Annotated in this window: 10 protein-coding genes; all 10 read left to right on the top strand. The window is 57.0% G+C overall.

The window, feature by feature from the left end:
- The first annotated feature begins 1,287 nt into the window (after window positions 1-1,287).
- The 10 genes from EC9_RS18370 to EC9_RS18325 all read left to right on the top strand — a co-directional run bounded on the left by EC9_RS18370 (window position 1,288) and on the right by EC9_RS18325 (window position 14,950).
- Window positions 1,288-2,979, top strand: coding sequence for an AMP-binding protein (locus EC9_RS18370; RefSeq protein ID WP_145347494.1), 1,692 nt, complete (start codon window positions 1,288-1,290; stop codon window positions 2,977-2,979).
- Window positions 2,976-4,259 (top strand): thiolase family protein, encoded by a 1,284-nt coding sequence (locus EC9_RS18365; protein WP_145347492.1) that lies wholly within the window; start codon window positions 2,976-2,978, stop codon window positions 4,257-4,259. The genes EC9_RS18370 and EC9_RS18365 overlap by 4 nt, the downstream gene beginning before the upstream one ends.
- 57 nt (window positions 4,260-4,316) lie before the next feature.
- Window positions 4,317-6,548: a 3-hydroxyacyl-CoA dehydrogenase NAD-binding domain-containing protein gene (locus tag EC9_RS18360; protein WP_145347490.1), complete on the top strand. Its 2,232-nt coding sequence runs from the start codon at window positions 4,317-4,319 to the stop codon at window positions 6,546-6,548.
- 88 nt (window positions 6,549-6,636) lie between these two features.
- Window positions 6,637-8,691 (top strand): acyl-CoA dehydrogenase family protein, encoded by a 2,055-nt coding sequence (locus EC9_RS18355; protein ID WP_246105761.1) that lies wholly within the window; start codon window positions 6,637-6,639, stop codon window positions 8,689-8,691.
- A 251-nt stretch (window positions 8,692-8,942) separates the two neighbouring features.
- Window positions 8,943-9,836, top strand: coding sequence for a patatin-like phospholipase family protein (locus EC9_RS18350; RefSeq protein ID WP_145347488.1), 894 nt, complete (start codon window positions 8,943-8,945; stop codon window positions 9,834-9,836).
- Between the two features lie 126 nt (window positions 9,837-9,962).
- Window positions 9,963-10,610 carry a tRNA (guanosine(46)-N7)-methyltransferase TrmB gene (trmB, locus tag EC9_RS18345; protein ID WP_145347486.1) on the top strand — a complete coding sequence of 216 codons (648 nt, stop codon included), beginning with the start codon at window positions 9,963-9,965 and terminating at the stop codon, window positions 10,608-10,610.
- 131 nt (window positions 10,611-10,741) lie between these two features.
- On the top strand, window positions 10,742-11,074 hold the full coding sequence (locus EC9_RS18340) for a HesB/IscA family protein (RefSeq protein WP_145347484.1): 333 nt from the start codon (window positions 10,742-10,744) through the stop codon (window positions 11,072-11,074).
- Between the two features lie 123 nt (window positions 11,075-11,197).
- On the top strand, window positions 11,198-12,433 hold the full coding sequence (cbiE, locus tag EC9_RS18335; protein ID WP_145347482.1) for a precorrin-6y C5,15-methyltransferase (decarboxylating) subunit CbiE: 1,236 nt from the start codon (window positions 11,198-11,200) through the stop codon (window positions 12,431-12,433).
- Window positions 12,434-12,630: 197 nt separating this feature from the next.
- Complete coding sequence (locus EC9_RS18330) at window positions 12,631-13,575, top strand: DNA integrity scanning protein DisA nucleotide-binding domain protein (RefSeq protein WP_145347480.1); 945 nt, start codon at window positions 12,631-12,633, stop codon at window positions 13,573-13,575.
- A gap of 61 nt (window positions 13,576-13,636) precedes the next feature.
- Complete coding sequence (locus EC9_RS18325) at window positions 13,637-14,950, top strand: glycosyltransferase (protein ID WP_218934247.1); 1,314 nt, start codon at window positions 13,637-13,639, stop codon at window positions 14,948-14,950.
- Window positions 14,951-15,241: the final 291 nt, after the last annotated feature.

Below are 15,241 nucleotides of genomic sequence, written 5' to 3'. Positions count from 1 at the left end.
GGGCTTGGTAATCCGGAGTGAAGTTAAGCGAATCGGGACCAGTGTCGTTAGGTCAGAAGATCGCTGGATACGATTCGTTCATGACTTGCGTTGATTCTAGTTGTTTTTGGGGGTGCGTCGCGGTGTGTGAGGTGCCTCTTTGGGGAAATTTCATGAGAGTGTCGCTTGCGAAATCGTATCAGCGAACATCTGCACACGTAGCAATTTGGAGGACGATCGGTCGGTTCTATCCGTGATGTTTTGGCCATTGTCCAAATGGACACAAGGCTGTGTTCCCCGCCTGCAACGAAAAGCGTAGGTCCCGTTCCACGATTATCCTCCTTCCCGCGGTCATGAACCTTTGGCCAACGCATCGATAATCGAAGCATGCCGCGTTGGCGGACCGGTGCAGCGAATGGTGAATTCCAATCAAGTTTTGGGGACAAAAAGGGATTTGGAGCGGTGGAGACAAACTCTCTACCCAATGTTCAGCAATGATCCGAATCGAATCTCTTTCGTTGGTCTACTGGTGGAGAAACTGGCTTTAATGGGTGCCGGTGTCGTCGTCGGGTGTAATCGCGGTTCACGTGCTCGCCGTTTGGCATTCGCCCTGATTTTCAATGTCGAAGATTGGCGTGCGATAGGGGGGACGAATCGACATCTAAAGCAGATGTTTCATGGACCTTGCTGGCTCCCTTTTTTCGGACGCTGCAATGAAAGATGCTCGGGAGAGTCCAGCGTTTGCCCTTGATGTCTAAACGCGATAACTCCTTCTATACAGCGGCTTTGTGGCTTAATCCACCTTCGTAATGTTGACCAGGGGCGCGTTGACGCTACGATTAAGGCATTGAGATCAACTTAGCGGGTCGTGATTGATTCATTCGATTCATTGCCTTGCATTCATTCAGCTTTTCGGCCCTCTTCAACGTTGCATTCTCGATGCCAGCTTCGTAGGTCGAGTTATCTCGAGGTCGAGCGACCTCATATTTGATCGCATTACTTCATTATGCCGTGTCGGCAGTTTTTGAATGTTATGCCGACACACAAGATTGATTGCACAAGTGCCGAGCGTCGTTGCGAGACGATCTTCCTAAGTCGGCGAACGGAGTCCGTGGCGGAGAATTTTCTCTGCCAGCCAGCCCCAATTCGGGGCCGGTAAACGTCGATTTCGTATGCTGACTTAGGACAGCTCGGCCTGCATCAAGGGCCGTTAGGGCTCACCAACAACACAACTGGAATCGCCGTCCGGCTATCGGATGGCGACGGGCCACGGAAGGGACGGGCTTCTTTCTTGTGTTGAGGTGCACCATGGCTACGGTCTCTTCGAATCTGCAACAAAGCTACGATCGAACGACGACAGAGGACTCGCAGTTCGCGCTTCCACCACGGAAGCTGCAGTACCCCAACTTTCCCGCCTGGGGCTTGCTGCATCGAGCTGCGGGGCTGATGCCCGACCGCGATGCTTGCATCTATTACGAGACCAAGTGGCAATACCGCCAACTCAATCGCGACGCGATGCGGATGGCGGCGGTATTAAAGGAATTGGGGATTCGGCCGGGGGATCGCGTTGGATTGTTGTTGCCAAACGTTCCCGAGTACATCATTGCGGTCAATGGAATCTGGCGCGTCGGGGGGATCGCGGTCGCAATCAGCCCCTTGATGGTCGAAGAGGAGGTCGACCGATTGCTGGCCGAAACCGATTGCCAAGTGGTGATCAGTTTAGACATGCTCTCGCATACACTTTACGGTTCGCACCGACCACGCAAGATATTGCTTGTGTCGGTGCGTCCGCAACTCGGACCGCTGGAACAGCTTGGTTACCTGTATATGCGGCACCAGCGTACCGGTCAGTGGTGGATTTCGGGCAGCGACAGTGCGGCATGGTTTTGGGATGAACTCAACCGCGCCGAACCATTGTTCGACACCGCGCTCTGCGATCCGGCGACCGATGCTGCCTACATTCTGCCGACGGGAGGGACCACGGGGCAAGCCAAAGCGGTCACGCTGAGCCATCGCAATCTGGTCGCCAACGCTTGGCAACAGTATTACTGGGCCGGGGCGCAGATCGGTCGCGAACGTTTGACCGGCGTGCTCCCCTTCTTTCACAGCTACGGATTGTCGACGACCGTACTCGGCGGTGCGGCGTTGGTTGCCACGATCGTACTTCACCATCGGTTCAACACCTATCGCACGATCGAGTTGATGCAACGCCATCGACCAACGGTCTTTCATGCGGTCCCCGCGATGTTGGTGGCGATGAACGAACAACTGCGGAAGCGGCCAGCGCGGCTCGATTCGATCAAGTGGGTGATCTCCGGCGGCGCCCCATTGCCCGAGGAAGTGGCCATCGAATTTGCCGAACACACCGGCGCATTGGTCGTGGAAGGTTATGGATTGAGCGAGGCGTCCCCCGTCACCCATGTTGGCCCGCTCAACGCGACCGCGCGGCACGGAACGATTGGGCTGCCTCTGCCCGATACCGACGCGCGAATCGTCGACCAGGAGACCGGTATGATCGATTTGCCGCGGGGGGAAGTGGGAGAACTGGTGGTTCGCGGTCCGCAGGTGATGCTCGGGTATTGGAACGATCCGGTCGAGACGCAGCATGCAATCCGCGACGGTTGGTTGTTCACCGGCGATCTCGCTCGGATCCGCGCCGACGGCTTGTATGAAATTCACGAACGCAAAAAGGATCTGATCATCACCTCGGGGTTTAACGTCTATCCGCGCGAGGTGGAACGCAAATTGCGTGCCTGTCCTGGTGTGCAGGATGCTGCGGTGGTCGGGGCCCCCGACGCGCAGCGTGGCGAAATCGTGAAAGCGTTTCTCGTCATGAAGAAGGGGGCTGCGTGGGACGTTGCGGCGTTGGAAGCCTATTGCCACCAGCATCTTGCGGCGCACAAACGGCCGCGGATTTTTGAACGTTGCGAACACGATCTGCCTCGGAATTTTCTGGGCAAGGTGCTGCGCCGCCATCTGCGCGAAGGAGACTTGAAATGATCGAACCACTCAAGCCAATCGCGATTCTCGCTGGACAACGGACGCCATTTGCCAAAGCGTATGGAGCGATGAACGATGTCTCGGCCGCAGAATTGGGGCGGGCTGCCGTTGCGGCCGCGTTGTCTCAAGCTCAATTGAAACCTGACCAGGTGGAAGAACTTGTGTTTGGCAACGTCTCCGGACCGGCCGATTCAGCCAACATCGCTCGTGTGGTCGCGCTGCAAGCGGGGATTCCCCACGATCGCATCGCGCACACGGTGAATCGCAACTGTGGATCGGGGATGGAGTCGATCTTGTCGGGGTGGCAGATCATTCGCGAATCGCGGGCCCGCGTGGTCGTCGCTGGCGGAACGGAGTCGATGTCCGGGATCCCGCTGTTGGTCCGCCCTTCGGCAGCGAAGCTGTTGATGCAATTGAGCCGCAGCAAGCGGATTGGATCGAAGTTGGCGATTTTGGCAAAGCTGCGCCCCCGACACTTCAAACCGGTTGCGGGTGTGATGTTGGGACTGACCGATCCGGTCAGTGGATTGAACATGGGGGAGACCGCGGAGGTGTTGGCGAAAGAGTTTGCAATCAGCCGAGACGATCAGGATGCGTTTGCGTTGCAGAGCCATCAAAAGGCCGTCTCTGCTCGCGAGCAATGTTTTCTATCGGGCGAGATCACACCGATCGAATTCGCGGGGCGGACCATTGACAAAGATGACGGGCCACGAGCGAACCAATCGATCGGACAGCTGCGGAAACTGAAACCGATTTTCGATCCCCACGGGACCGTGACGGCGGGAAACAGTTGCCCGTTAACCGATGGTGCGGCTGCGGTTTTGTTAGTCGATGCGGACGATGATTTGGCGAAAACGCACCCGCCCCTGGGACGCATCACCGCCTATGCGATCGCTGGATGCGATCCGCGGCGGATGGGGCTGGGCCCTGTCTATGCGACGGCAAAGTTGCTGAAGCAGACCGGTTTGACACTGTCCGATTTCGATCTGTTTGAGATCAACGAAGCCTTCGCCGCTCAGGTCCTGGCCTGCTTGGCAGCGATGCAGTCGACGGCGTTTGCCCGTCAGGAACTCGACCTGAGTAGCCCGATGGGCGAACTGCCGGTCGATCGTTTGAACGTGCACGGGGGGGCGATTGCGTTGGGACACCCGGTGGGGACGACGGGAACGCGGATGGTAATCACGTTGTTGCGGGCGCTCCGCGAGCGTGGAATGCAGCGTGGGTTGGCAACCCTGTGCATCGGCGGCGGGCAAGGTTTTGCAATGGTTGTGGAAACGTAAACCGCTTGGTGCTGTCGATTCGGCAGTACCAGGCCAGACACTGGGAGAGAAGAATTGATGAATGGCAACACCTACAAACATTTTGGCGTCTATCGCGACGATCGCGATGTGGTGACGGTTTGGATCCAACATGCAACCCGATCGGTAAACGTCTTTGATGACGAAGTGATTACCGAACTGCGGCAGATCGTCGGCGAATTGGAGGAGGACCGGTTGGCAAAATTGATCGTCTTCCGCAGCGCTCATGAGAGCGGATTTATGGCGGGAGCAGATGTTTCTAAGATCGCTCAGTTGACGGTCGTGGAGGTGGAGGAGGCTTTGGCGACTGGCCAAGCGTTGTTCACGCGGATCGCAAGTTTAGACGTGCCGACGCTGGCTGTGATTTCGGGACCTTGTCTAGGAGGCGGTTTGGAATTTGCATTGGCCTGTCGATACCGGATTGCGCAGGAGAGCAGCTCGACACGATTCGGATTGCCCGAGGTGCAATTGGGAGTTATCCCCGGATGGGGCGGAACTCAACGCTTGCCGCGCCGCGTGGGGTTACTTCAATCGTTGCCGATGATCTTGCAAGGCAAAAAAATGACGGCTGGCAAGGCGTTCGAAATCGGTCTGGTCGATCGCATCGCGGGGGAAGGGAATTGGAAATCCGCGGTCGATCAATTCATCCAGCAATTGCTCAAACGCCCCTACCTGCCTCAACATAAGCCACGGAAGAGCTTGGCATCACGGTTCTTCGATCACACGTCGATCGGTCGCCGGATCGTCTTGCATCGCGCTCGAAACCAGACGGCTCGCGAGAGTGCTCACTATCCCGCGATTTCCGCAGCGATTCGCGCCGTCGAAGCGGGGCTGAAACGCAAAGGTGATGGTTTCGCCACCGAGCGATCTGAATTCAGCCGATTGATCGAGACGCCAACCTGTCGCAACCTGTTGGAGCTGTTTTTCCGCCGCGAACGAGCTCGTTCGGTTGCCACTTGGCGTTCCCCTGCAAACCGTGAGGCGGCGGATCAACCGTTCTCCGCTCATCCCACGTTTCACAAAATTGGAGTGATCGGATCGGGAGTGATGGGGGCGGGAATTGCACAGCTGGCGGCGATGCATCGGTACCATGTCGTGATCAAGGAGATCAGCGAGGAGTTGGTTGCGGCGGGGATGAGCCGAATCGAACGTTCGATGTCCGGACTTGTGGCCAGCGGGCGGTTGCCGGCCGCCGATGCGCAAGCCGCGATGGGACGTATTTCAGCAACCTGCGATTGGGACCCATTGGAGAGTGTCGATCTGGTGATCGAAGCTGTCGTCGAACGCGACGATGTGAAGGCCAAAGTTTTTCGAGAGTTAAGTAAAGTCGTTAACCCACACGGTGTGTTGACCTCCAATACGTCATCGCTGTCGATCGCTCACATGGCCGACGCCTCCAATCGTCCGCAGCAAGTCGGCGGTTTGCACTTCTTTAATCCGGTCCATCGGATGGAGTTGGTCGAAGTCGTGCGCGCATCGGCCACCAGCGACGCGGTCGTGGATGAACTGGTGCAATTTGTCCGTTCACTCGGCAAGACGCCGATCGTCACCTCCGACACGCCCGGATTTCTGGTCAATCGAATCTTGTTTCCCTACATCGGCGAAGCGATTCAGATGATCTGCGATGGGATGGAAGCCGAGGCGATCGACCGGGAGGCTCGCCGATTCGGAATGCCGATGGGGCCGTTGGAACTGTTAGATCAGGTTGGAATAGACGTCGCGTATCACGTATCGGGAGCACTCGATTCGGTGCTCCGAGACAATGAACGCGTCGTCACGCTGCTCGGCAAAATGGTTGCCGCTGGATGGATCGGTTGCAAAAGCGGGCAGGGGTTCTACCGGTACGATGGCAAGCACCGCGGGGCTCCGTCGCCGATGAAAGCGATCACCAACGGCGTGCCGACGACGATGGTTCCACATCTGGATATGGCAACCGATGGATTAAGCGATATGCAACGTCGGCTGATCTATCCGTTGATCAATGAATCGGTCCAGTGCTTGCAGCAACGCGTCGTCGCCGAGGCTTGGATGGTCGATTTGGCGATGGTCCTGGGAACTGGGTTTGCACCGTTTCGGGGAGGCCCGTTGAGCATGGCCGAAGGCCTCGGCTGGAAAGCGATTGCTCGGAACATGAAGGCGTTGGAGGTGATGTACGGCATCCGCTTTGAACCGGCGACGCGATTGGAAGAACTGGCGTCAACTGGTGGAACGCTGTACGCCAGTTCCGAAGATCGCTCGGGCTTCGGCAGTCAACGTTTGACGCGGCATTAGTCTATGCGGCTTGAGGGCGGCACCGCCCCCAAGCCTGCTGTGGAAACAATGAGTTGTGCGACTGGTTTCATACCTGGAGGAGAGATCGATGAGCCTTGATATCCATAACAAAAGCTACGACGAGATGCTGGAAGAGCAGGAACGAGGCGAATCTTTATCGAAACTTGCCGCGGAGGTTCGTTCCGAAACAGCACCGCAACAGCCGTCGGAAGCCTCGAAGAGGAGGGATGGGGCGGCGAATAACGGTTCGGCGAATCGAGTTGCCGCGGGGGGATCGTTTGCGGAGACGGCTTTGCGGTTGGGGGGCAAGAGCGATGATGAGGCGCGTCGAACCGGCGTGCTCGACACGGCGGACGACCAAGTCGAAGCGTTGTTCGCCGCTCAATATCAAACCGCCAACAGCCCGATACATCGTAGCGTTTGGCAACGGCATGTGGTGTCGGAGTTGTTCTCGCTGCCCGAAAGCGAAGTTCCCCAAGGGACGCGTCGAATGATGGACCGATGTCTCAAGGTGGTTCGCGACGCGATCGCGGATGGAACGATCTACGACGATCAGAATAAGATCTCCGATTCCGTTCTGACTAGCCTTGGGGAGGCCGGGTATTGGGGGATGTTGGTCGGTGGGGAGCATGGCGGCAGTGGGCTGCGATTTCAACACTTCGCCAAGTTTTTGATCGAAATGGCGACGATCGAACCAACCGTCGCGGGGTTGGCGTCGGTCCACGGTTGTATCGGTGCCGTCGATCCGTTGCGGACCTTTGGCACCCCACAGCAGAAGGCACGCTTTCTGCCGGGCTTGGCGGATGGTTCCCGTTTGTCGGCGTTTGCGTTGACCGAACCGGGGGCGGGAAGCGATCTGACGGCGCTGCGAACGACAGCGTTTTTGGATGGCGACGAATATGTGGTCAATGGCGAGAAGCTGTTTATCACCAATGCCGTTCCCGGACGGACAATCGGGTTGGTTTGTCGGATCGATGAACAACCAGCTGTCTTGATTGCGGAATTGCCGCAGCAAGAGGATGAGCACTTTCAAATGAAACGCTACGGTTTGTATGCGCTTCGTCGTGCGCACAACAATGGTTTGGTCTTCCGCGACTTCCGCGTTCCGGCCGCAAATTTACTGCGTCCCGTTGCGGGCGACGGGCTGACGATTGCATATCACGGGCTGAACCTTGGACGCGTTTCCTTGTGTGCCAACGCGGCCGGAACGATGCGTTCGATGTTGGCCAGCATGCTCCCTTGGGCTTCGTATCGTCACACATATGGCCAATCGATCGATCGCCGTGAATTGGTGCAACGACGGATCGGCCACATGGCTGGCCTGATCGTGGGTTGCGATGCGTTGGTGCATTGGTGTGGTGGCTTGATCGATATGGGCTATCGCGGCGAGATGGAATGTATCATCGCTAAGATCTTCGGCAGCGAAGCGCTGAAGGAAGCGGCGATCGAACTCTATATGAAGACTCATGGCGGGCGATCGTTCCTGCATGGACACACGTTTGGCGACAACGTGCACGAATTTCTGGCCCCTTGTATCTACGAAGGGGAAGGAGAGATGTTGGGGATGGCATTTTTCAAATCGTTAGTCAAACAGCATGGCAAAGATTTCTTCGAACCGATTGGTCGAGCCGTCCAAGCGGCTGGAATCACGCATCCCAACCCCGTCAATCCGCTGCACGCCTGGCGTTTGAAGGGGCCGTTGACGCAGTACGCGGGTTGGTACATGGGGCAGCGATGGAGAGGGCGAACCCTCGATTCGTTGGACCTGATGCCGCAGGAATTACGGACACATGCCCAGTTTGCTCAGCACTATCTGAGTGGCGTCTGTTTTGAAATCTCCGCAACGATGCGGCAGTTCCAGTTGAAGCTGGCGGATCGACAGTGTGCGATGGCCGGAATCTCACAGCGTCTCCAAGATGCCGTCGTGATGCTGTGTACCAGTATGTATGGGGCACAGCAGTCCGATCCGACAACACGTGCTGCGATCGATGTGCTTTGCTGGCATTTACGGCATCGTTTGCTGGGCACGCGGGCCGGTCTGGGAGACTTCCGCCGAGTGGCCGAACTAGGCGAAGCGATCGCCGATGAAGGCTGGTCGGAGATCGATAGCATTGCCGCGGATCCAATCTTGATGCGTTATTAGCGCTGCCAGCACCAGAGACGCGTTCAGCCTCTCCGAAACGTTGGAAAACACTGCCTCTGTGCGCGTTAACGTAGACGCTGTTGGGGCTCTTCTGGGCGTTGTTTCGCCGTCCCATAAGAACCGTTTGATATCAATTCGTCGCCGTCACGACCGGTTGGTTCGTGAAAAACTGGAAGGCGGCAATCCCCGCGTACCGAACATTAGAAAGGAACTTGACCGAGCAGAGGAAGTATTTAGAGCGAGGACAGACCATGCAGTTAAGAAAACGAACAGCGGTTTTGGCACTTGGCGGCGGCGGCGCTCGAGGGCTAGCTCACATCGGTGCGATCGAGGTACTCCGTTCGATGGACCTACGAATCGAGCGATATGTTGGTGTGAGCATCGGATCGTTGGTCGGGGCGCTGTGTGCGATTGAACCGGACAGCGAAAAACTGCATGCCAAAGTAAACACCTATCTGCAATCCGAAGGCTTTCTTCAGATGCAAGCCAAGCTGTTCGCGGTCGCACCCAAATCCGAAGCGAGTTCGAGTTCGGGCATCTTCTCCTGGTATGAGACGGTCAAACAGTTCGTCGGAACCCGTCGCAAGTTGATCCACATCCTCAGCCGTCCGTCGTTGCTGGCTCGCGATGTCATGCAGCATGTGGTCGAAGGGTTGCTACCCGATGCAAATATCGAAGACCTGGATCAACCGTTGAACATCGTGACGGTCGATTTGCGAACTGGCAATCCGGTCGTTCTGGATCGCGGCCCGCTCCGCGAAGCGGTGATGGCATCGACGGCGATACCGGGAATCTTTCCGGCGGTCCCGTGGGACGATATGTTGTTGTGCGACATCGGTGTGCTCGATCCGGTCCCTTCACGCGTGGCCCAACGGTTCGCCAGCGATCTGACGATTGCCATCGATGTGTGCGCGGCGATCAAACATAAGCCGAAGATCAAGAACGCCTTCGAAACGTTTATTCGGATGAACGAGATCGCTCAGGGGTTGATGCGGCACACGGCGCACGAATCGGCCGACATCATGATCCGCCCGGATGTCGCGCGGGTTCCTTGGTTCGATTTCACCGATTCGGAAGTGTTGATCGGTGAAGGTCGAAAAGCGGCCCAAGCGATGCTGCACGGAATGTGGAAAAATGTTGCTTAGTGGGAACGTTCCCGATTTTGATCGCTCGCGAATTGGCAGCCGCCTTGCTGGATGGGGCAAATCGGCGAACAATGGTCGGCAAAGTCGACTCTATTAACCATCGCATTGCATTCAGGAAATTCGCCGGTGCCCCGTCAACAGCTTCGCACGCCCAGTACCTCGATCGATTTGTCGCAGCACTTTCGGATGGTCGATGCGTTGCCCGAACAGGTTTCCAGCCAAACGCTATTCCAGAACGATGCGGGATTGCAGATCGAGGTCGGTTCGGGCAAAGGTTTGTTCCTGTTGAACGCTTCGGGCCAACAGCCCGAGCAAAATTTTCTGGGAATCGAGATCGCTCACAAATATGCCAAGCATGCCGCGACCAAACTGAAGAATGCCGGGCGCACCAACGCGATCATGGCTTCGGGGGACGCCCTGCCGATCTTTCAAAAACAGATCGCCGACGCATCGTTATCCGCCGTGCATGTCTACTTTCCCGATCCCTGGTGGAAGAAGAAACACAAGAAGCGGCGAGTTTTGAACGAGCCGTTTTTGCGAAACGCGAGTCGCACGTTGGCTCCCGGGGGACGGTTTTATTTCTGGACCGATGTCCTGGACTACTTTGAATCGACACTCGAATTGATGGCGGTTGTCGTTCCCGAGCTTGGGCCGCCGCTGCCAGATGTCGCGGCCCAGGCGGAACACGATCTCGATTATCGAACGCACTTTGAACGCCGTAGCCGAAAGAACGAGATTCCGGTCTATCGCGTTCATTTTGAGAAGCCCGCCTAGGCTGGAATGCCCCTTGTCACGGGAAAGCAAGCAAAATTCAGTCCGTTTCGACTTGCCGCACTGCTTGCCAGGGGAATACAATGCAAACGCCTGACAAATTAACCACTTCCCTTTCCAACTAGAGGTTCTTGATGCCTATTCAATTATCTGAACGAGCTGCGGAGGAAGTAAAGCGCTTTCGTACAGAGCATAACTTTGAAGACGCGATGTTTCTGCGTATCGGCGTTGCCGGCGGCGGATGCAGCGGATTTAACTATACGTTGAACTTTGACGATAACTTTGACTCCAAGGCCGATTCGAAGTACGAGTCGCACGGCGTTGACGTCGTCGTCGACAAGAAGAGTGCTTTGTACCTGGACGGAACCACCGTCGATTGGTTCGAGAGTCTCGAAAAGCAAGGTTTTACTTTCGAGAACCCCAACGCGACCAAGTCGTGCGGTTGCGGCAGCTCCTTCCAAGCCTAGTTCGCTTTGGCTCCCACACGATCCCGTTGGATCGATGCGGGTGGCTGTCCAGATGTGATTTGAACGTTTATGATCCGCGTCCTGCATCGTTGATGTGTGACGCGGTTTTTTCGTAGGTGGACAATGAATAAGATCCAGATTGTTGGTGTTGGTGACGATGGCGTCGAAGGCTTGACCAATCACGCTCGGGCGTTGATCGAAGCGGCAGACGTTTTGGTCGGCCCGGCGAACTTGTTGCCCAAGGTTGCGATCGGTCCCAGCGAGCGGATGGAATCGGGAAGCGATCTGCAGCGGTTGAGCGAAATACTGGAGGGGCTGGCCTCTCGGAATGTCGTGTTGTTGGCTGGCGGCGATCCTTTGTTCTACGGAACAGCTCGCTTTTTATGTGATTCGCTGGGCAAGGACCGTTTCGAAGTCGTGCCACATGTCAGCAGCATGCAGTTGGCATTCGCGCGGGTCAAAGAGAGCTGGGACGATGCCTATCTGACCAACTTGGCGACGCAGCCGTTGGATCGCGTGGTCGAACGAATCCGAACCGCCGACCGCGTCGGGCTGTTCACCACCGAAGAGATCACACCGTCGGCGCTGGCGGCGGCGCTGTTGGATCGCCGCATCGATTACTTCAATGTCTACGTCTGCGAGAATCTTGGATCTCCCGATGAGCGCGTGACCCAAGGCGATCTCAGCTCGCTGCAGGGGCAGACCTTTGGTCCGTTGAACGTGATGGTTTTGGTCCGTCGTGAGGGCGTCGCCGATCGTCCGCAACAGATGGAAGGGAAGCGTCTGTTCGGAAATCCGGACGACCAGTTCTTGCAATCCAAACCGAAGCGTGGACTGTTGACGCCGATGGAAGTGCGCTGCATCGCGTTGGCGGTGATGGATCTGGGACCGACCAGCATCGTTTGGGATGTCGGCGCCGGAAGCGGATCGCTGGCGATCGAAGCGAGTCAGATCGTCAGTGGCGGTCAGGTCTACGCGATCGAAATGGACGCCGAAGATTTTGGCTTGATGACCGATAACGCCCAACGCTATGGCTGCGACACCCTGATCCCCGTCCACGGTCAGGCTCCCGAAGCGCTGGCAGCGCTTCCCGATCCCGACGTGATCTTTGTCGGTGGCACCGGTCGCGCCGTGGCCGATTTGGTCGACCAGATCTTCGATCGGCTGCGACCCGCGGGGCGGTTTGTCGTCAACGTTGCCAGTCCCGAAAACTTGGTGGGAGTTCAGGCCGCGTTCCAACGTCGCAACGTTGAACCGAGCGTGCGGATGGTGAACGTCGCGCGAGGGAATTACCAATTGGATCGGTTGCGATTCGAAGCGGTCAATCCATCGTTTTTGATCAGTGGCACGAAGAGCTAAGGTCGAACGGGAAACCGATTCGATGAAGAAGTGCGACCGCGCATGCTGTCGGCGGCAAATTGTTTGCTAGTTGTAGGTTCTCGATGCAATCGCAACTTGCCGCGATGCATTATGCGCGTTAGAGTTTGACGTGTTGTTATTGCAACCTGTCAGCAATTCTACTTCCCTGACGCTCGCTTCTTTCGGAACGCCACAGCATGGCAACCCAACGGTTCACGAAACACTCCGGCGCTGTACTTGGCGTAGCCGTTACGATGGCCGAGGTTTTGTCGGCCGATGCGATCTTGATTCTGTTGGATGGTTCGACCGATTGGAAACGGTTGCGGTCGGAAACCAAAGAGACCAAGATGCCGATTCTGGTCGCGGCCGATACGCCGGAAGACCTGGAAGGAGCCAGCGAATTTGGGCTCATTCCGCTCGTCCTGAACAAGGAAAAAGCGCCGCTGTTGGAACGTTTGCAGCACGCCTTGCTGGAAGCGGCGACCGACGAATTGATCCGCACCAACGGCGATGTGATCGCAATCTACAGCGGTTTTCAACAGGGACGGATGGATTCGATCAGTCATCTGCAATTGGATGAACGAATGCGACGGCTGACCGTTCGCGATCTGCAGCGTTTGGAAAGCAGCGTCCCTTTGAAAACGATCAAAGCTGTCGTCGATCTGGCGGTTCAGATCGGCCGCGAGGGACGCGAGGGCAAAGCTGTCGGAACGCTGTTTGTCGTGGGGCATTCCCGCCGCGTGATGGAGCACTGCAACGATGGCGGTCTGGATCCGTTCCGCGGAGCTAACCGCAAGGCCCGCAATCTGTACGACCGCCGCGTCCAAGAGGATGTCAAAGAGATCGCGCAGATGGACGGGGCCTTTGTCGTCAACTCCGACGGCAACATCGAACGTTCGCGTCAGATGTTGGAAGTCGCCCACCAAGACCTCACGATGTCCAAGGGACTCGGGGCTAGGCACTGGGCCGCTGCGGCAATCTCCGCCAAAACCAAGGCCGTCGCCGTTGTGGTCAGCCAGTCGACCGGCACCGTTCGGTTGTATCAAAATGGCGAACTGGTGATGCGGATCGAACCGATGGACAAAGCGGTCAAGTGGCAGGAGTTCAATTACGAACCGCCCGCCCCGACTCCAGAGGCTTGATCGTCGGCCATCGTTTTCGCCCGACGGATTCTCAGCCGGTTAGCCCGAGGGAAGCATGTCCATGGTTAACTCCACGCAACCGCTGGCGATCGTCTCTGCTTTCGGCAGCCGTGGCGACGTCAATCCGATGTTGGCTCTTGCCCGTGAGTTGAGCCGCCGTGGCTGGCGGATCTTGTTTCTCACCAGTGCGCCGTATCAAGCGATGGCCGAAGCGGCTGGCTTCGATTCCCAAGCACTTGTATCGCAGGAAGAATTCGACAAATTTATCGCGGTCCCGGGCCTTTGGCATCCAGTTCAGGGCTTGCGCGTCGTGCTCGGCGAGACCGCTACGATGTTGTTGCAGCCGACGTTTGATCTGTTGGAACGCCGCGTCGAACCAGGCAACACGATCCTGGTGACTCATCCATTGGACTTCGCTTCGCGAATCTATCGCGATCTGCATCCCGAGGTGCCGTTGGTCGGTACCGTGTTAGCACCGATGGCGATTCGCACGCCAGGAGACCCCGCAAAACTGACCGACTGGCCGTTGGAGATCAGCCGACCAGCGTGGCTGGTCGAAGTATCGTACATGGCGGCCGATTGGATCTTCATTTCCAAATGGTTGGGGCGGCCGGTCAATCGTTTTCGCCGACAGCTTGGTCTGCCACCGATCGACCGCGTGCTGAAGTCGTGGTATCTGTCGCCAGACCTTGTCTTGGGGTTGTTTCCCGAGTGGTTTGCGCCACGCCCCGATCAATGGCCGTCGCAATTGCAATGCACCGGTTTTCCATTGGAAGATGCGGCCGGTGAGATGGACGCGGCAAACATCGCTGCGGTTCAAGCGATTCGAGATCAGCACGATCAGCCGCCGGTGGTCTTTGCGCCGGGAACCGCCAACCGCCAGGCGGCCGATTATTTTCAGATCGCTGCCGATGCGTGTGGGGAGCTCGATATTCCGGCGATCTTGCAGACGGAATTTCCCCAGCAATTGCCTGCTCGGTTGCCGCCGAAGGTCGTTCATCAATCGTATTTGCCGTTCCGGTCGCTGCTGCCGCATTGTCGCGCCATCGTTCATCACGGTGGAATCGGAACAACCTCCCAGGCGTTGGCCGCTGGAATTCCTCAGTTGGTGGTGCCGATGGCGTTCGACCAGTTCGACAATGCTCGTCGGGTCGAACGCTTGGGATGTGGGCGATCGTTGTTGCATCGACAGCTATCGCGTCGACGGCTGACACAAAAATTGACGGATTTGCTGGACGGCGAATCGATACGTTCGCGCTGCGGCGAGATTCGCAGTCGCATGACGACCAACGAAACCGTCCGGCAAAGCGTCGATGCAATTCAACAGCTTGCCATCGCCAGAGGCGTGGTGGGGCGGTCAGCTGAAACGGCATAAAGTCCCGCCGCGTCGTACGCTAATAAACTAGTTATGCTATGAGCTTTGGCTTGTCGCCTGCTAGGGAACCCTAATTGGAGAGAATCATGTCCACTGTGCACCCTTCGATACCGTCCGCAAAACCACCGATCACTGGGCTAGGTTTTCGCAACCTCATCGCGTGCGTCTGTGTTACTGGTGCATATACTTTCGCGGTGTTGAGCGGCACTTTGTTTCTGTTGCCATCGGTATACGTCGTTCTTGCATTGCTTGCAGTTGCTGCGGTAGTTGCTGCAAGTGTTGCGAATGGAC

Source organism: Rosistilla ulvae (assembly GCF_007741475.1).
GTDB classification, from domain to species: Bacteria; Planctomycetota; Planctomycetia; order Pirellulales; family Pirellulaceae; genus Rosistilla; species Rosistilla ulvae.
The sequence above is the reverse complement of the archived record's forward strand: the minus strand, read 5'-3'. Positions and strand labels throughout refer to the sequence as shown.

Coding starts and splice junctions, on each gene's coding strand:
- EC9_RS18370 (WP_145347494.1), top strand. CDS start 1,288: ATGGCTACGGTCTCTTCGAATCTGCAACAAAGCTACGATCGAACGACG.
- EC9_RS18365 (WP_145347492.1), top strand. CDS start 2,976: ATGATCGAACCACTCAAGCCAATCGCGATTCTCGCTGGACAACGGACG.
- EC9_RS18360 (WP_145347490.1), top strand. CDS start 4,317: ATGAATGGCAACACCTACAAACATTTTGGCGTCTATCGCGACGATCGC.
- EC9_RS18355 (WP_246105761.1), top strand. CDS start 6,637: ATGAGCCTTGATATCCATAACAAAAGCTACGACGAGATGCTGGAAGAG.
- EC9_RS18350 (WP_145347488.1), top strand. CDS start 8,943: ATGCAGTTAAGAAAACGAACAGCGGTTTTGGCACTTGGCGGCGGCGGC.
- EC9_RS18340 (WP_145347484.1), top strand. CDS start 10,742: ATGCCTATTCAATTATCTGAACGAGCTGCGGAGGAAGTAAAGCGCTTT.
- cbiE (WP_145347482.1), top strand. CDS start 11,198: ATGAATAAGATCCAGATTGTTGGTGTTGGTGACGATGGCGTCGAAGGC.
- EC9_RS18330 (WP_145347480.1), top strand. CDS start 12,631: ATGGCAACCCAACGGTTCACGAAACACTCCGGCGCTGTACTTGGCGTA.
- EC9_RS18325 (WP_218934247.1), top strand. CDS start 13,637: ATGGTTAACTCCACGCAACCGCTGGCGATCGTCTCTGCTTTCGGCAGC.